Raw genomic sequence first — 18462 nt, 5'->3', positions numbered from 1 at the left:
CCGGTTTTGGCGGCCTAACTGTTACAGATCGAGACAAACGGGCCCCAGCCATCACAAAGGTGACTGTCCCCTTTGCGGTGGCTGGGGCAGGTGGGTATCAAAAAGTGTCAGACGGGGTGGTTGCCGGGCGCCTGCACGCGAAAAGAAGTATCGGCCTGCGCCGTTGCCGTTGAGCGACGCGTTGTTTGCAGGGATACTGAGCCTATGACAACAGCGTGCGAAAGGATTGATGCATGGCTTTCCGTAATGACTTCCTGTGGGGCGGCGCGACGGCTGCCAACCAGTGCGAGGGCGCCTACAACGTGGACGGCCGCGGCCTTGCCAACGTGGACGTGGCTCCGCACGGCCCCGAGCGCTATGCGGTGGTCTCCGGCCAGCGTAAGATGCTCGACTTCGAGGACGGCTATTACTATCCCGCGCAGACCGGCATCGATTTCTACCACCATTACAAGGAGGACATCGCTCTCTTTGCCGAGATGGGCTTTAAGACCTTCCGTATGAGCCTGGCTTGGACCCGCATCTTCCCCAACGGCGACGAGACCGAGCCCAACGAGGCTGGCATGGCCTTCTACGAGGATGTGTTCCGCGAGTGCCAGGCGCACGGCATCGAGCCGCTCGTGACTATCACGCACTTCGACTGCCCGATTCATCTCATCAAGGAGTACGGCGGCTGGCGCAACCGCAAGCTCATCGACTTCTACAAGAATCTCGCGACCACGATCTTTACCCGCTACAAGGGCCTGGTGAAGTACTGGCTCACCTTTAACGAGATCAATATGATCTTGCACCTGCCGTTTATGGGTGCCGGCCTGGTCTTTGAGGAGGGCGAGAACAAGGAGGCCGTCGAGTACCTGGCCGCCCACAACGAGCTCGTCGCCAGCGCTTGGGCAACCAAGATTGCTCACGAGATCGACCCCGAGATCAAGATCGGCTGCATGCTCGCCGCAGGTAGCTACTACCCCTACAGCTGCCGTCCGGGCGATGTACGCCAGGCGCAGCTCGATAACCAGGACAACTACTTCTTCGTCGACGTCCAGAGCCGCGGCTACTACCCGGCCTATGCCGTCAAGAAGCTCGAGCGTCTAGGCATCGATGTGGGCATGACCGAAGAGGATCGCGAGGTCCTGGCCGCCAACACCGTCGACTTCATCAGCTTTAGCTACTATAGCACCCGCTGCTCTGCCGGTGCCGACAACCCCGATGTCGAGCGCACCCAGGGCAACGCCTTCGCCGGCGCCAAGAACCCCTACCTGCAGCAGAGCCAGTGGGGCTGGGCCATCGATCCGCTGGGCTTTCGCATCACCCTCAACGACCTGTACGATCGTTATCAGAAGCCGCTGTTTGTGGTCGAGAACGGCCTGGGCGCCAAGGATGTTGTCGAGGAGGACGGCTCCATCAACGACGACTACCGTATCGACTACCTGCGTCAGCACATCCAGACCATGCGCGACGCGGTGACCGAGGACGGCGTTGACCTGCTGGGCTACACCACCTGGGGCCCGATCGACCTGGTGTCTGCCGGCACGGGCGAGATGTCCAAGCGCTACGGCTTTATCTATGTGGATCGCGACGATGCGGGCAACGGTACCCTCAAGCGTTCCAAAAAGAAGAGCTTCGACTGGTACAAGCATGTCATTGAAACGAATGGTGAGGACCTATCCTAAGGAAGCTGAGACACTCAACTTCATAGCCTCCTAGCCAAGGCGCCCGGCGAGTATGCGCTCTCCGGGCGCCTTGCCGTCTGCGGATTTTGGGACATGTGGCCCGCTTTTTGGGCCCGCCTGTCGGTACACTAAAAGCACTATGGGTACCCGCGAGCGACATATCGGCCACGCGGCCGCCCGATCCGCACCCGTGGCGGATCCCAGGGGCGGCAGGCTCTTCGCCATGCCGCGATTCCTTGTTGGTATAACACATCAGGTGTACCGTCGCCGCGTCTTTGCTATCGCCGGCGCCATCACCGTGCTGTTCCTCATGCTTTTGGCAGTCTTGCCGGCGCTGTTTGCCTCCGACCCCAAGCTTTCCAACGTCGTGCCCGCCTATAGCGAGGTGTCCGAAGAGGTCGTGGATGCGCTCGTCCACTCGAGCTCTCTCCCGTTGCTTGTCGCCGCAATTATATTTTCGATCTGGGGTGTATCGGTCTATCTACGCTGTTTGGACTATGTGTTGCGCCGCCGCCTTGTTGCCGTCGCCACCATCTGCGCCCTCTGGATGATTGAGGTCATCCTCAAATACAAGTCGTTCACACCGTTCTATGCCACCGTGCTGTGGTACCTGTACTACGTGCCCATGACGCTCATTCCGCTGCTCTACCAGCTGTGCGGCCTGCGCCTTGCGGGGCTGGAACAACACCGTGCGGGCCGTCGCTATCGCAGCATCCTGTGGGTCGTGGCCATCCTACTTATCGGTTTTGTGCTCACCAACGATTTCCACCGGCAGGTATTCCACTTTGACCGTGCAAGCGACACCTGGAGCAACGATTACACGTACGGCTGGGGCTATTTCGCCGTCTTAGTGTGGACGGCCTTTAACTTCGTTGCCTTTTTTATCCTGGTGGGCCGGTCCTCGTCCTTTCGCATCCAACGTTTCTCGGGCACGGCGGCGCTTGTTTTGTTGGGTGGTGCGTTCTTTGCCATCTCGTATGCTCTGCGTGCGCCCTGGGCATGGAGGCTCAACTTCTCGCTCGTCTATTGCGTCTTGTGCGTGGTGGCGATGGAAATCTGTCTCGATTGCGGTGTCATTCCGTCATATCACGACATTGCTGGCATCTTCGATACCTTGCCGCTCGACCTCAAAGTTCTAACGCGCGACCTGCAGGAAGTCTATGCCACACCGGTGTCGAAGCCAATGCCGGCGGGCGTGTACGAAGAGCTTCGGGCCCAGGAACACGGGCATGCCCATGCCTTTGCCGTGGCGTCCGATCCCGATGTAATGTATCGCGCCTTTCCACTGCTGGGCGGATCGGCCCTGCTTGCCCAAGACGTGTCGGAGCTCAACGAGCTTAACCGTGAACTGGCACATCGTCGCATGGAGCTGCAGCGCCAAAATGAGCTGCTCACGGCCGACTACGATCTTAAGACGCATCTGGCAGATCAAGAGGCCGAGACCTTGCTGGTCCAAGACGTGGACCAGGCGCTTGCCCGCGCGTTCGAAGAGATGTACGACCTGCTGAGCTCGCTGCCACCGTTGACCGACGAGGTGTCTTCACACGAGCGTTACCGCATGCTGCAGCGCGCCAAGATGCTCGTCGCCTATTGCAAGCGCAAAGGGTCGCTCACGTTGGCGCAGCACGGGGAGAGCGGTTTTGATCGCGACCGCATTCAACTCATTGCCAATGAGCTCGCAAGCGACCTGCGCACCATCGATGTCGATTGCGCTTCGATTATCGCCATACGGCGCCCGATGCACGCCAGTACGGTAAGCGCCCTGTACGACTGCGTGTATGACTTTGCGTTTTTTGCCTACACCACCGACCATCCGGCGCTTATGTATCACTTGGGCGACCATGACCGGTGCAGTGTCGAGCTGCGCGCCACGCTTTTTTCCAACGATGATGAAGATCTTTCGCAGACGCCCACTGCGCAAGAGCTCGAAAGCGCTCTGCAAGGGCGCAACGTGGCATACCGCCTTGAGGGCGAGCCCGGCCAGCTGCGCATGATCGTCTTGATGCCGAGGGCGGGTGAGTGACGATGCAGATTTCGTTCATCCTTCCCCAAATCGTTGCGCTCGATGTTGTCTTTGCCCTGGCTGCGTGTCTGCAGATGATCCACGTCCCGCTCATCGCATCGCGCCGCTCGTCCTATAACCGTAAGGTGATTTGCGCCTATGAGACGAGCCTCGTGCTTCACCTGATGATTTCGGCGCTCATCTTATTCGCGTCGTCTGGCTCGTATCTGGTGGCGCCGCTTGACGTTTGCGCCAGGGCAATGGGCGGAGGGCTGTGGCTCAATGCCGCGATCTTTGCCTATGGCGTGGTCCTCATGGTGCACTATCGTCGCCCTGTCATGCTGGCCGAGCTGCTGCTCGATGGCGCCGTGACACCGCCGGTGGTTTTTGCCATGGGCTCGGTGTGGGCCGTTGTCCTTATCGCAGAGGGAGCGTTCTTCCTGTTCCGTTCCGTCGCGGCGCTCTTGATGGATGTCCGTAACCGCCAGGAGGATATCACCGCGTTCTCGACGATCGAAACCATCAACGTGATTCCCGTGGGCATCCTGTATCTGGACTCGAGGGGCCGTCCACTGCTTATGAACCGCTGCATGCGCAAAAACCTGGTGGAGCTTCATATGCCCACCGACCTAGGCGATATGAGCGGTACATGGAACGACCTGCGCAAGCTCAGCATGCAAATGCCCGAAGGCGGTAAGAACCGCGTGCGGATCAACCTGGACCGCTTTGGTGAGGCGCGTGCGGTGGTCGAGGTTTCTCCCGCCGAGATTCGCCTGTTTGTGTGCGATGACGTTATGGTCTTGGGCCGTTCGTTCGAGCGCATAATCGGTCTGGACGTGACAGAGTATGCGCATGCGCATGACCGCCTGGCGCAGGCCAACCACCTGCTTGAGCTTGCGGGCCAAGAGCTCCAGGCCCAGATCGAAGAAGTCAAAAAAGTTGCCGACAATGCGGCCTATCTGCGCATGCGCGCCCGCGTTCACGATGTGATCGGCCAACGCCTATCAATCCTTCATCGCTATTTGGAGGAGGGGCGCTTGGACGACGAGTCGCTCGAGCAGATCGACCCGCTGCTGCGCTCAATCGCTGCCGATTTGCGCAGCGGGGGCGACACCGAACCGGCAGAGCAACTGGGCGATATCGTCCATGCTTTTGGCCTGGTGAGCGTGCAGATCGATGTTGAGGGTGCGCTGCCTGAGGACGCGCGTGTCGCCGCCGCCTTTTTGCAGATTATCCGCGAGGCCTCGACCAACGCCACCAAGCATGCGCAGGCGCATCGGGTCCATGTGCGCTTGTGGCAGGAGAGGACGGATGCTGACGCCGTCGCGCACATGACGATTTCTAACGACGGGTCCCCGGCCCCCGTATCGTATCGCGAGGGAACGGGTATCCCAGGTATGAGGCATGTCGCGCAAGATCTGGGTGGCAGTCTAGAGGTCCACGCCACCCCGCCCTTTACGCTTACGGTATCCATTCCGCTTAACGCCAACGACACGTCCCAAAGGAGAAACTCATGATCCGCGTGTTAATTGTCGAAGATCAGGCCATCCTGCGCGAGAGCCTGGCGCGCTCCGTTGGCGACCAGCCCGATATGACCGTCGTTGCCGCGATCGCCGATGCCTCCGAGGCCTTGGGTGTCGCGCTCAAGGAGCGCCCGGACATGATACTGATGGACGTGTGCACCGAACACGATTCAAACGGCATCGTGGCGGCGGCACGCATCAAGGAACAGCTGCCCGAGTGTCGCATCATTATCATGACAGGCATGCCCGAGATCACCTTTGTCGATCAGGCTCGCGAGGCGGGCGTCGATAGCTTTGTGTACAAGAACGTCGGTATCGACGAGCTGTTCGCCGTGATGCGCTCCACGCTGGCGGGTTACTGCACGTTTCCCAAGCCGCCCGAGAGCATCTTCTCGGGCACGGCGGCCCTCGACGATGTCGAGCTGTCGATCTTGCGCCTTGCCTGCGAGGGTAAAAGCCGCCGCGAGATTGCGGCCGAGCTGTTTATGAGCGAGGGCACCATCAAGCGCCGCATCTCGGAGATCCTGAGCAAGACCGGCTACGACAACATCATGCGCCTGGCCGTGCATGCGGTGACCGAGGGCAGCATCGTTCCCAACATGGAGCGCTAGCGCTCGTTACGCATCGGCATACAAGCGACGGGGCCGCAGGATCATCTCCTGCGGCCCCGTCTGGTGTGCGCGGATGTGTCCGCCAATCCGCGGCTGTCGTGGTCTACCGCTACGCGATGGTTGCGCTGTAGGAGGCGACGTCCTCGTAGGAATCGGTCAGGTAGGCGTCGATGCCGATGGTCGTGTTGACCAGGTCGTCAAGGCTGTCAAGCTCGCCGCTCGAGAACGTGAATTCCTCGGTGGCGTTGGTGCCGGGCATCAGGTGAGCCGAGAACCAGGGTTCCTTCATGGTGCCGTTGACGTTGGTCTTGCCGCTGGGGGCGTAGAAGGTCAGGTCCTTGTCGCTCTTGTTGGTGATGTTGACGACAAAACCGATGTCGCCCCACTCGTCCTTGAACTTCTCGGTGATGGTGATGGTGCACAGGTCGTCATCGGCAACGGTGACGGCGGGGGAGATTTCAATCTTCTGGACGTCGTCGTCTTCGACGGCCTCGTCGATCTCTTCTTCCTTCTCGGCCGCCTCGCGATCCTTCTTCACCGTGCCGGACAGGTCCTTGTCGGACTTGGTAAAGACAAGATTGCCGTCATCCTCTTCGAGGATGAGCTTGCCGTCCTTGAGCTTCATGTCATGCGACTCGTCTTCGGCGGTGATGGTTACGGTGGTGGCGTCCTTTGCCTCCCATTTAAGGTCGACGACTTCAAGGAACAGGTCGAGGGCACCTGTACCGTCCTCATCGAGAATCAGGACGCAGTGCACACCCCAATCCTCGAGCATCTTCATGTACTCATCGGTCAGTTCTTCGCCCTCCAGGGTTCCACCCGAGAGTTCCCAGCTGCCGACGAAGTTGGCCTTGGGGTCTTTGCCGCCGCCGCTGCAGCCCGTCAGGGCAAAGACGAGCGCAAGGACGCATGTCAGAAATGCGAGTACGGACTTTTTGAACGTTGTCTTCATGGTGTCCTCCTTTATCGAACGAAACCCATAGAAGCAAATGCGGGGGTGGCGGATCCCCCGCCAATTACCAGATAGAGGGGCTAGGGCCTGGGCGTTCCGCAGTTGCTGCAGAACTTGCCGCCGTTTTCGCTGCCGCAGTTGGGGCAGAACCACTTGGCCGGTGCCGGGGCGGGTGCGGGACTGCCGCACTCGGAGCAGAACTTGCCGGTGTTGGTGGCGCCGCAGCTGCAGGTCCATGTGCCGGCCGCGGGGGCAGCGGCAGGAGCCGGTGCGGGAGCGGGTGCCGGAGCCGGCTGCGGGGCGGCCTGCTGCTGTGCCTGGCCGGCGGCGAACAGCTGGCTGGCGTTCATGCCGCCCATGCCACCTGCCATGCCCATGCCCATAAAGCCTGCCATCGCGCCGTTGGGATTGGCGGCTGCCGCGCGCATTGCGTCGCTCTGGGCGCTGGCAATGTTGGCTGCCGCCATGGTGGGATCGCGCATGACTGCGGCCTTCTGCAGGTCCTTGATCATCTGCTCGTCTTCTTGCGAGGCTGCGATGGAGTTGACGCCAAAGCTCACGATCTCGACACCACGCAGGTCGCGCCAGTCGGCAGAGAGGACCTCGTTGAGCGCGCGGGCGAGCTCGGTGGTGTGACCGGGGATGGCGCTGTAGCGGATGCCCATTTCCGAGATCTTGGCAAAGGCGGGCTGCAGGGCGGTGAGCAGCTCGGACTTAAGCTGGCTGTCGATCTTGTCGCGCGTGTAGCTATCGGTCACGTTGCCGCACACGTTGGTGTAGAACAGCAGCGGGTTGGTGATGCGGTACGAGTACTCGCCGTTGCAGCGCACGGAGATGTCAACGTCCAGGCCAATGTTGTTATCGACCACGCGGAAGGGCACGGGCGAGGCGGTGCCGTACTTGTTGCCGATGATCTCCTTGGTGTTGATGAAGTAGACGCGCTGGTCCTTGCCCGCGTCGCCGCCAAAGGTAAAGCGGCTGCCGATATTGGCGAAGGTCTCCTTGATGGAATCGCCCAGGTTGCCGCTAAAGACGCTCGGCTCGCTGCCGGTATCGAAGACGAACTCACCGGGCTCCAGTGCGACTTCGATGATCTTGCCGTTTTGCACCACGAGCATGCCCTGGCCGTCGTTGACGGCGATGACCGAGCCGTTGGAGATGACGTTGTCCTCGCCGCGCGTGTTGGAGCTGCGGCCACCGGTGCGTTTGCTGCCCTTGCAGGCCAAGACGTCAGCAGGCATCGATTCGCAGTAGATAAATTCCTTCCACTGGTCGGCCATGACGCCGCCGGCAGCTCCCAATCCAGCTTTCAAGAGTCCCATGGTGATCTTCCTTTCTCGTCAAAGACCGGGTGGTATTGGTTGGATTGCTTAGTCGTCCTTGTCGTCTTTCATGACAACGGTGGTCTCGGTGTGGCTGAAGGTGTCGTGCTTCTCGGTCAGGTCGAGCTCGCCGCAGTACTTGTCGGCGTGGGTGGCCTCGTTGGCCGTCTTGAGCTGGCCTACCAGTAGCACGTCTCCGATAATCACGATGATCAGCGGCGCGATGATGTTGATGAGGATGCCCTCGATATCAAAGGCGAGGTAATCCGGATCGAAGGCGTTCTCGCCCATAAAGAGAATCTGGGAGAGGACAAATCCGATCACAAAGAACAGCACCGAGGCAATGGCGAGCTTGGGCTTGGAGCAGGGGAGCTCGCCGACCAAGCGGCCGGTCTGGCCGTTCATGGCAAACAGGTAGCTCTTGCCGTTCCACGAGGTGGAGAGCATCCAGACGGGGAACAGGGCGTAGTCGCTGTCTTCCCAGGTGTAGTCGAGCTGCTTGCTTTCGACCGTGGCATCGTCGTATTCGTCGACGACGGTCTCGCGCAGGGCCGAGATCGTGCTCTCCTCCATGCGGCGCTCGGCGCGCGCCTTGCACGTCTCGCAATCCTCATCGTAACGGTTGGCGATGTAGCCGGGCATATAGGCGACCGAGAACGGGCGCAACGCGTCGTAGTCAAACGGCTCGATGGCGTCCATGTGGCCGTCGGGCATCTTGGACGATCCGTCGACGGGCACGCGCTTAAACGAGATATTGCCCTTGCGATAGGCATCGTAGTGGTCGGTGGTCGTGACGGTGCGATCGGATTTCTCGGTCACGGTCTCGTTGGTCGCGTCAAAATACACTTCGCCGTCAACGCGGGCGCCGTAGAGCCAAAACGGCACGTAGACACCTTGGACCTCGTCGATGTGGTTGCCGGTGACAAAGCTCTTGGGCAGCAAGATCTTGCCCTTGTAGTGTTCCTTGAGTGCGGCTGTGACGTCGTCGCGTCCGAGTTTAAACGGAATTACCAGGTCGGGTGAGAAGTCGCCCGAAAGCTGACCGGGCGCTACGGCGGAGTTGCCGCAGTACGGGCAGGTGGTGACGGCGACGGTGCCGTCGGACACGAGCTCGGCGCCGCACGACGAGCAGATGTAGCCGGCGTTTTGGGCGAGCTCCTGCACCGCGTCGTCGGCGACGGGCTTGGGCGTTGCGGCTGCCGCATCGGCTTTGGCGTCGGCCTTGTCCTGGCGCTCGCGATAGAGGGCCTCGACTTCTTCGACTTCAAAGCGCGAATCGCAGTAGTCGCAGACGAGCTTTTGCTCGGCACTGGCAAAGTGAAGGGGGCCGCCGCATGCGGGGCACTGATAGTTGACGCTCTCGAAGGCCATGATCGGTCCTTTCCGTGCCGGAGGCTATGCGCCGATGGCGCCGCCGCAGTATTCGCAGCGCCCGCTGGCATCGGGAATGGTGGTGGCTCCGCAGAAGGGGCAGGTCACTGCGGTCTTGGGGGCCTTGGCGGCCACGACGCTGTCGCGTGTCTCCTGTCGCAGCTGCACTAGCGCGTCGCGGACCTCGGTTGCCTGGCGCTTGGCCTCGCGGTATTCGATGGAACCGCGCTGATCGATGGTGGAGTCGTTCACGCGCAGGTTGATCTCGGTAAAGTACGGCGTGTTGACGTGGATGGTCAGATTAAAGTCGTAATCCAGGTCGTAGCGCGGCGGGTTGTAGCTCTCGCGCTCGCCGTCCTCGGTCTCGCGGTAGATTTCGGTGCGATGCTCGTCGATATCCATATCGCAGCCGAGTACCTGCGAGAACTCGATGATGTCGGGATTGGCGTCGCGCCAGCGGCTCTGCGAGGTAATGATCAGCAGGCCCGCGTCCTCGTCGAGCATGATGTTGGTGCGCCCGGCAGAAAGCGTGCGCGTGGGGTTGAACGACGCCAGACGCTCGGCATTGGCCTCGCGGTAGGCGAGCTGCTCGCGGATATCGTCCGCGGTGCTGGAGCGATAGCCGTGAAAGTAGGGGGAGAGCTTGCCGGCGCACTCTTTGCACAGGTAGCCTTCATTGATTTTTGTCTTACCTAGAAGTCCCAGCTCGGTACCGCAAATCGCGCACTCTTTCTTCTCGAACATCTTGTCAAAGAAGCCCATGGCTGCCTCCCATCAACTGGTAGCGTGTGTCACCTTTGATGATGGGGGAGTGCGCAGCCTTTCACGATACCCAGACGGCTCAAGGAGTCTCCACAACTGGGACACATGGCCCATTTTTCCTACTCATTGGGGACGTACTTAAATGAGTGGTAAACGACTAGTCATGGGGTTGGCACTTGGGGACGTTCCTTTTGTGCCGGCACCTGGGGACACTCCTTGCCTGGGGGCTACCTCTAAACGGGAGGCGGCGTCGGCCGCGCAGGGAATCGACCGTTCACCGATTAATGCCGACCGTTCGCCAGGCGCGGCCACAATTCCGTTATTAAAGCGATTCAATGACGCTTAAATAACAGTCAGAGCTCAGCTTGAGTGCGACTCCCTTCGAGGCATGATCGGGCGGCTCGTCGATTTGCGCCCGCGCATGCACGCCATGCGCCGCCGTAGAACGCCGTTGCCGAAGGGAAGAACTGTGAAGGTCGTCAAGCGAATCAACAACAACGCAGTTATGTGCACCGACTCAAAGGGTCGAAGCGTCGTTGCGTTTGGCAAGGGCATCGCCTTCGCTATCGACAAGGAGACGGGTGACCTGCCGCTCGCCGCTATCGAGCGCACCTTCTACAACGTGGACGAACATTACCTGGCGCTTCTCGAAGAGCTATCGCCCCGCGTGCTCGCGGTCTCTGCCGAAATCATTCAGGCCGCCGACCTGGAGCTCCCCTACGAACTTAGTCACAACGCCGTGCTCGCCCTTGCAGACCACATTACTTTTGCCCTGCAGCGCGCCAAGCGCGGCATTACCGTGCAGATGCCGCTCGCCTATGACGTGGCGCAGATGTATCCCATCGAGTACAAGGTGGGCGTTTTTGCCCTCAGGCGTATCTTCGATGGCCTCAATGTGGAGCTTGCAGAGAGCGAGGGCGTGGGGATCGCCATGTGCCTGCTCAACGCGCGTCTGGCGCCCGAGAAGGAGGCCGAAACCGACGCCGAGGCCCGCGACGATGAACGTCTCATTGGCGCCATCATCGCAAGGATCGAGAAGACCTACGGAATCGAGGTCGACCGTCACGGCTTTGAGTTTGCACGCTTCGCTACCCATATCCACTATTTGTTTGGGCGCATTCGTACCGGTGAGCCCATGAACACCGACGGCGCGGAGCTTTACGGAACCGTGCGCGGCGAGATGGGCCGTTCGGCTGAGGTTCTCGACTACGCCTGCGTGCTTATCGAGGAACATTTTGGATGCCAGATCAGCGACTCCGAGAAGCTATACGTGCTCATGCACATTCATCGTATCTCGCACCCCCGGGTGTAGATATACCGCAGCAGCGTCGGTTATCGCTGCAGGTAAACCGGCCTGAGGCCGCCGCGAAGCTCCCCATACCCCTTACAAATCGCGGCAGCCGGGCGACGGGTTGTTGAGGGCGCCGTAGAGGTGCCGGCGGGCGGGTCCCGCGAGAAAAGGAGGTCATTATGGCCGACAACAAGAAGATTGCCGAGGACGTGCTTGCAGCCGTCGGCGGCAAGGAGAACGTCTCGGGCGTGACGCACTGCATGACGCGTCTGCGCTTCACGCTCAAGGACAACGGTATTCCCGATACCAACAAGGTCAAAAAGATCAAGGGTGTCATCGGTGCCCAGGAGTCGGGCGGTCAGTACCAGGTCATCATCGGCCAGAACGTGCCCAAGGTCTATGACGAGGTGTGTGCAATGGGCGGCTTTGCCAAGAGCGCCGCAATCGACGAGAACCTCGATGCACCTAAGCAAAAGCTCACGCCCAAGGTGATCGGCAACAACATCCTCAACTACCTGTCCGGCTCCATGGTGGCGTTGATCCCCATCTTGATGGCCGGTGGCCTGTTCAAGTGTATCGGCACGCTCATCGGTCCGCAGGTCTTTAACCTGGTGCCCGAGACCGATCCCACCTACCTGCTGTTCTACACCTACCTGTTTGACGCGGCCATGTACCTGCTGCCGGTCTATCTGGGCTACAGCGCGGCCAAGAAGATCGGTGCGAGTCCGGTGCTCGGCATGTTCTGCGGCGGTATCCTCATCTGCCCCGACATCGTGGCGCTTGCCCAGAGCGGCGAGACCTCGCTCACGGTCTATGGCATCAGCGCTCCGCTGCAGAACTACCAGCAGACGGTTCTGCCGATCCTGCTTTCCTGCGCCGCGCTCTACTGGGTCGAGAAGTTTTTTAAGAAGATTGTGCCGGACGTTCTGTCTACCGTCTTTACGCCGTTCTTTACGATGGTCGTTATGGTGCCCATCGAGCTTATCGTGCTTGGTCCTATCGGCAACGAGCTCGGTAACCTGCTCTCCGCCGTCCTCTTTGGTATGGCGGGCACCGGTATCGGCTTCTACATCGCCATGGCAATCGTCGGCGGTCTGTGGCAGCTGTTTGTTCTGACTGGTATGCACATCGCCGTGATCATGCCGGCGCTCGCTACCTTTATGGCGCTGGGCGAGGACAAGTTCATCTTTGTTGCGTCCAACTTTGCCATGATTGCCGTGTGGGGTGCCGTGTTTGGTGCCGCGCTGCGCATCCGCAACAAGGAGGAGAAGGCCCTGACCTTTGGTTATGTCATCTCGGCTATCCTCGGTGGCGTGACCGAGCCCGCGTTGTTTGGCTGCATCATGCGCTTTAAGCGTATGATTCCCTGCATGGTTATCGGCGGCGCCATCTCTGGTCTGCTCGCCGGCATTCTGGGCGTGACGCTGGGTATGCCGGGCGCCAACTCCAACTTCCTGGTGTTCCTGGGCTACCTCACCCCGGGTATGGGCAACCTCATCAACTTTGGCATCTGCTTTGCCGTGGCCTTTATCGTCTCCGCCGTGCTCGCCTTCTTCTTTGGCATCACCGAGGCCGACCAGGCCGAGCTTGACGAGGAGTAACGCTTCCTACAGGTATTTTCTCCTCTGGGGGACAGTTCAGCGCAAGGGACACCGCCGGGATATTCCGACGGCGCCCCTTTTTTGGCACTTGGACGTTCTTGTCTGACTAGTCATTTAAGTACGTCCCCAATGAGTACCCGTAGAGTGAGAGTGGATAATCTCCCGTTTTTGGCCTGTGTGCAGGCTCAAAGTGGGAGATTATCCACTCTCGTCATTTGGGTGTCCAAAAATCCTCGCTCGTTTGGTACCTGGGGACGCTCTTTGTTGAATATTGGCGCTGTCCTTGCTACGCCACAGTCACGGCGACCTGGGCGTAGCGGGTGCAGGGGCGCTCGGCGTGCGTCAGCACGGTGAGGGTGAGCACAAAGCGGTCGCCGGGTCGTGCGTCGGCGGGCACGATGAAAGCGGTGTCTACCGTGCATTCTTGCCACATCGACAGATCCTGGACGCCTGCATAGCTCGACGGGTCCACGGCGATATCCCAATGTGCGTCGAAGCCGCGGTCGTCGGGGTCGACGATGGTCGCCGCAAGGTCGATGCGCTCGCCGGCTGCGGCGCTGCGGTCGGCCGTGACCTCGACAACATGTGCCGGATGCGAGCAGATGGCCGGATCATGGGCGCACCATTGCGCGCGGGCGGCAAAGTCTTCCTGATAGGCACGCAGATAGGGATTGAGATTGTCGTCTGCAGGCGTGCCGAGGGCGGCAAGACCGGCGGGCGCGTTCGCATCGGGATGCCCATCAAGAAACATGCGGCCGAGCAGTGTGTCGAAGCCGCGGTCGTCGATACCGCGCAGGCCAAACGGCAGCAGCGGAATATAGGTCATGCTGTCACCCTCGGCCATAAAGTCGCCGCGCTCAAACTGCACCGCGGGCATGCCTTCCAGGCCCCAATCCAGACGGGCATGCTTGCCAAACTGAAAGCGCTCAGGCTCGTTTTCGTAGACCTTGCCATCGCCATAGAGCATGTAGCGCGCCATGAGGGGGCCGTTGTCCTGCGTGAGATTCTGCTCAGGCCAAGGAGCCTTAAACAGCGGCAGCGTATCGGGCTGAGCCGTCTTGGCGTCGACATAGCCGCCATACATATAGGGCACACGCCAAAAGACGAGCTCGGGAAAGAGCTCGCGCCCATGGTCGAGCCACGAGTTGTCCTGTCCCACGCCATCGGCAACGCCCATCACGCGCACCTTCTGATAGACCCGCTGCTGTACGGCGGGCCACTCGGGTGTGTCGTGATAACGCTCGGCAATACTCATGAGGGCACGAACGATAGTATTCATACCACCCCAGCTGAGCAGCCACAGCGTGCGGGGGTCGTCGTCCATGATGGCATCGGCGATGACGCGCGAACCGGGCGTCTCCTCAGTCACATCACCCTCAAAAGCAACATTTCCCACAAACGTACGCTCAATCATCTGTGCGGGCGTGGGGAAGGACGGCTCGCCGGCGGCAACGGCATTGGCCTGCAGCTGCGGCCAAGCCTGGGCGTATTCGTTGCTCCAAAGACTTTCGATCCAATGCTCGGGAAAAGGCCGATACTCGCGAAGCTCGCCGGCCAGCGGATCGGGCTCATGAGGCACAACATCCCAGGTATAGGAGCGCACACCCTTGGTCCGCCAATGCGAATTCACCTCGCCGAGCGTATGAACTCCATCCCCAAGAAAGTGATACTGCGAAGCCGTATACACCACAGCCTGCACATCAAGCAAATTAAGATACAGAGCCAAATGAACAAGTGAGTTCATATCATCGACTTCCATATCGGTAGTAACAATCACCCGAGTCAAATTTTGAGACATAAGCAAAGCTCCAACCAAAATAATTTCAGCCAGTTACGCGCAAGGCAAGACGGGACCCACGCCCCCATCGCCACCGACCCGTCGGCCCGCCGGAAGCGCCCGGCCAGGGTCACAGCAACGTCAACGCAGCGGGGACCGGGGTTTAGTCTTGCAAACATTCCGCAGGGGGCATGGGCAGGCGCAGCGCGAAGCGCAAAGCGCCAGCCCATGCATGCCCGAGGACGTTTGCAAGACTAAACCCCGGTCCCCGCGATGGGAGGGCTTAGCGGTCGACCCCGGCCGACCACTCCCAGCAGCCCACCGGCTCGCCGTCGATGAGTACGTTGCCCCCGTCGAAGTCTTGATAACACAGGTCGTTGAATTGGTGAATCCACACGCCATGGTTGAACGTCTTCTTGGCCGAGCCGTCGGCCTCGCGATACACGCCGGTCAGGTCCTCGACATGACTAAAGTAGGTGAGGTGCACGTTGGCATCGGCATTGCGTAGGCGCGCGAACAGCGGCAGCACGGTCTGTTGCGGGTGCACGAGCTCGTCGCCCTTTGAGTGTGTAAACCACAGCGGCGTCTTGGCGAGCGCGGCCACGTCCTTGTCCGTGGCGTTGTACCACGGGGCGCAGCAGGGAAGGCCCGCGGCGAAGAAATCGGGGTAGTCGGCGCACAGGCGCAGGGTCATAAAGCCGCCGTTGGAAAGACCGGCGACCACGATGCGGTCGGTGTCGATGCGGTCGACATGCTCGGCGACAAACTCGTCGATAAGCGCCTTGAGCACGGAGGAGTAGATGCTCTGGTTGGAGCGACCGAGTTGCTCGACGCCGTTGTCCATCCAAAACGTGGGCGACTGCGGCACGAGCACCCAGGCAAAGCCGCCAAAGTAGCGCTGGATCTGCGCCTGACTAATGGCCGTCACGCGGTTGCCGATATAGGCGCGCGTAGCGCCTTCGCCTTGCGTGGCGCCCTTGCCCTCGCCGGCGCCGTGCAGATACACCACGAGCGGTGCCTTTTGGGGTACGACCGTCGCCTCGGGCGCGAAGGGATTGAAGCAGGCCGAGTCCTCGGCCTTAAAGCTGGGCTCAAAGAAGCCGTATTCGAGCGCGATGCCGTCGACGGCGGTCTTTTGCGTGGCGTTGCTCCAGCCTTTGAGCGCGGGGCAGATATCGCCACGGCAGGTGTCGAAGACCAGGCCGCAGGTGGGATCGTCGCCGTCGTTGCCGGGAAGAGCTGCGAGCTGCGTGATGCGCAGCTGGTCATCGAGCATGCGCGAGCCCATGACGCCGCCTTCGATCTTTTTGGTCAGGCGCTGCTCAGCGACCTCGAGCGCCACATGGGTGCCCACGGCGAGCTTACGTCCGTTCTCGTCGCACGGATATGCGGCGAGAATGTCGATGTAACCCACGGAGGGCGCGGCATGGTCGGCGCCGCGCTCCTTGCGCATCAGAACCTCGCCCGAGCGTTCGTGACGCTCTACATATATATGGAAGGTGTTCGCGTCGATGTCGTTGGCGCGCACGGTGCAGGGCAGGTCGAGTACGACCTTGCTGATCCAGGGGCCAAAGTCGCCCAAGGTGGTGACGGTCGCGTAGGTACACAATTTGAGTTCCATGAGCTGCCTCCCTTGCGCCGCTAGTGGGAAACAAAAGCGGCAATACAATCTAAACATGTTTAGTTTAATCCAGAAATGCAGAACAAGCTGATAAACTCGGTAAACGGCAAAAATGAACACGCCATGAACTACTAAACATATGTTTACTAGCTTCTAGCAGGGCTTCTGTTGATGAGCTAACAGGTCATAGAGGTGTTTATCAAAATAAAATCCCACGTAAATAGCCATATATTGATAGATGGTCAAATAGATCTTCTCCCGCCATTTAAATACGCTCACCCCCGATTTCCTACCGTTCACCGGACTGTAGACGGCAAAATTGCCATAAATTCGGCGCTCCGTGTAAACTAAAGCCCGTAAACGTTCAGTAAACACCTTGTTTACAAAAGCGTATCCAAGGGTCCGGCAACCGTAAGGGGTTATAGTCGCCGGGCCAAAGGCGTGCCTGCGAACGAACGACCAGGCACACGAAGATATGGGGAGGGGTCCCATGGCAGTAGATAACAAGCAGATTGCCACCGATGTCCTCGAGCTCGTGGGCGGTGCGGAGAATGTCACCGTCGCCACCAACTGCATGACGCGCCTGCGTCTGACGCTCAAGGATAACAACAAGGTTGACGTGGAGAAGATCAAGAAGGTCAAGGGTGTTCTGGGTTGCCAGTTCGCCGGCAGCCAGCTCCAGGTCATCATCGGCCAGAACGTGCCCAAGGTGCTCGCCGAGTTCGTCGCCATCTCCGGCGTCAAGCAGGGTGAGGCCGTCAACGAGAACCTCGATGCTCCCAAGGAGAAGTTCGAGCTCAAGAACCTGCCTAACATCATCCTCGACTATCTGTCCGGCTCCATGACCCAGCTCATCCCGCTGCTCATGGCCGGCGGTCTGTTCCGTACCATCGCGGCCGTCCTCGGCCCCACCATGCTCGGTGTGCTCTCGGCCGACGACCCGACCTATACGTTCCTCTACACCACGCTGTACGAGGCCACGTTCACCTTTATCCCCATCTACCTGGGTTATGCCGCGGCTAAGAAGCTCGGCGCCAGCCCCGTGCTCGGCATGCTGCTCGGCGGCGCCCTCATGGCTCCGTCCGTTGTGACGGCTGCCACGCAGGAGGGTGGCGGCATCATCTCCGTCTACGGCATCCAGATCGCTGCTGCCAACTATCAGCAGTCCGTCCTGCCGATCATCCTTTCGGTGCCTGTCCTCTACTTCGTCGAGAAGTTCTTTAAGAAGGTCATGCCCGACGTGCTCTCCACGGTCTTCACGCCGTTTTGCACCATGATCGTTACCATCCCCATCGCCTTCATCGTCCTCGCCCCCATCGGCAACGAGATCGGTACGCTGATCGCTAACGCCCTCTTCGGCCTTGCTGACCTTGGCGGCATCGGCATCCTGATCGTCATGGCCATCCTCGGCGCCTTCTGGCAGCTCTTCGTGGTCTGCGGCATGCACATGCCCGTCATCCTGCTCGCCCAGGTTCAGATCATCGCTGCCGGTTACGATCCCTTCGTCTTCGTTTCCACCAACTGCGCTATGGCCGCTGTCTGGGGCTGCGCCTTCGGTGCCTTCCTCAAGATGAAGAACCCCGACGAGAAGTCTCTCGCCATCGGTTACGTCATCTCCGCCATCGCCGGCGGCGTCACCGAGCCCGCGCTCTTCGGCATCCTCATGCGCTTCCGTCGCACCATGTTTGGCATGTTCATCGGCGGTGCCATCGGCGCTGTGTTCTCCGGCCTCATGGGGGTTACCTACTACCTCGCAGGCGGTGCCTCCAACTTCCTGGTCTTCACCAACTACCTGCAGGGTGGCCAGATGAACACCGTCTGGGCTATCGTTGGTATGGCAATCTCCTTTGTCATCGCCGCTGCCGTCGTCTTTGTCTCCGGCTTCTCCAAGGAGGAGCTCGCCGAGATGGAGGCCTAAGGCCAAACCGTTCGGTCGCATAAGACCTCACCTACACGACAGGGCCC

13 protein-coding genes are annotated in these 18462 nt (G+C 60.1%); 7 read left to right on the top strand and 6 right to left on the bottom strand.

What is annotated here, in order from left to right:
- Positions 1 to 233 precede the first annotated feature (233 nt).
- The 4 genes from PMX70_RS02865 (at position 234) to PMX70_RS02850 (ending at position 5800) form a co-directional block, all read left to right on the top strand.
- Positions 234 to 1664, top strand: coding sequence for a 6-phospho-beta-glucosidase (locus tag PMX70_RS02865; RefSeq protein ID WP_055252150.1), 1431 nt, complete (start codon positions 234 to 236; stop codon positions 1662 to 1664).
- A gap of 223 nt (positions 1665 to 1887) precedes the next feature.
- Entirely contained in the window at positions 1888 to 3687 is a 1800-nt protein-coding gene (locus PMX70_RS02860; protein ID WP_271742819.1) for a histidine kinase N-terminal 7TM domain-containing protein, read from the top strand.
- Positions 3688 to 3689: 2 nt separating this feature from the next.
- Positions 3690 to 5183: a sensor histidine kinase gene (locus tag PMX70_RS02855; protein ID WP_334203827.1), complete on the top strand. Its 1494-nt coding sequence runs from the start codon at positions 3690 to 3692 to the stop codon at positions 5181 to 5183.
- A complete protein-coding gene (locus PMX70_RS02850; RefSeq protein ID WP_099432493.1) occupies positions 5180 to 5800 on the top strand; it encodes a response regulator transcription factor in 621 nt (206 codons plus the stop codon). Before PMX70_RS02855 ends, PMX70_RS02850 begins: the two co-directional genes overlap by 4 nt.
- Positions 5801 to 5909: 109 nt before the next feature.
- Here the strand turns inward: PMX70_RS02850 and PMX70_RS02845 are convergent, their stop codons facing one another.
- From PMX70_RS02845 to PMX70_RS02830, 4 genes are all read right to left on the bottom strand, one after another.
- Entirely contained in the window at positions 5910 to 6752 is an 843-nt protein-coding gene (locus PMX70_RS02845; RefSeq protein ID WP_271742817.1) for a hypothetical protein, read from the bottom strand.
- A gap of 80 nt (positions 6753 to 6832) precedes the next feature.
- Positions 6833 to 8074, bottom strand: coding sequence for an SPFH domain-containing protein (locus tag PMX70_RS02840; protein WP_089573532.1), 1242 nt, complete (start codon positions 8072 to 8074; stop codon positions 6833 to 6835).
- Between the two features lie 48 nt (positions 8075 to 8122).
- Positions 8123 to 9445 (bottom strand): hypothetical protein, encoded by a 1323-nt coding sequence (locus PMX70_RS02835; protein ID WP_271742816.1) that lies wholly within the window; start codon positions 9443 to 9445, stop codon positions 8123 to 8125.
- 24 nt (positions 9446 to 9469) lie between these two features.
- Complete coding sequence (locus tag PMX70_RS02830) at positions 9470 to 10207, bottom strand: DUF4428 domain-containing protein (RefSeq protein WP_117758603.1); 738 nt, start codon at positions 10205 to 10207, stop codon at positions 9470 to 9472.
- Positions 10208 to 10676: 469 nt separating this feature from the next.
- On the opposite strand from PMX70_RS02830, the gene PMX70_RS02825 reads away from it, so the two are divergent.
- Positions 10677 to 11519, top strand: coding sequence for a PRD domain-containing protein (locus PMX70_RS02825; protein WP_158571048.1), 843 nt, complete (start codon positions 10677 to 10679; stop codon positions 11517 to 11519).
- Between the two features lie 158 nt (positions 11520 to 11677).
- Positions 11678 to 13099, top strand: coding sequence for a PTS transporter subunit EIIC (locus PMX70_RS02820; protein WP_118271013.1), 1422 nt, complete (start codon positions 11678 to 11680; stop codon positions 13097 to 13099).
- A 286-nt stretch (positions 13100 to 13385) separates the two neighbouring features.
- Here the strand turns inward: PMX70_RS02820 and PMX70_RS02815 are convergent, their stop codons facing one another.
- Entirely contained in the window at positions 13386 to 14897 is a 1512-nt protein-coding gene (locus tag PMX70_RS02815) for a nucleoside hydrolase-like domain-containing protein (protein WP_271742815.1), read from the bottom strand.
- A gap of 262 nt (positions 14898 to 15159) precedes the next feature.
- The gene (locus PMX70_RS02810) at positions 15160 to 16497 is read right to left on the bottom strand and encodes a prolyl oligopeptidase family serine peptidase (RefSeq protein WP_271742814.1); all 1338 of its coding nucleotides are present in this window, start codon (positions 16495 to 16497) and stop codon (positions 15160 to 15162) included.
- 490 nt (positions 16498 to 16987) lie between these two features.
- Here PMX70_RS02810 and PMX70_RS02805 point away from each other — a divergent pair, with 490 nt between their 5' ends.
- Positions 16988 to 18415 carry a PTS transporter subunit EIIC gene (locus tag PMX70_RS02805; RefSeq protein ID WP_271742813.1) on the top strand — a complete coding sequence of 476 codons (1428 nt, stop codon included), beginning with the start codon at positions 16988 to 16990 and terminating at the stop codon, positions 18413 to 18415.
- Positions 18416 to 18462: the final 47 nt, after the last annotated feature.

It is taken from the genome of Collinsella aerofaciens (assembly GCF_028206795.1).
Taxonomy (GTDB): domain Bacteria; phylum Actinomycetota; class Coriobacteriia; order Coriobacteriales; family Coriobacteriaceae; genus Collinsella; species Collinsella aerofaciens_AX.
This window is presented reverse-complemented; position numbering and strand designations above follow the sequence as displayed.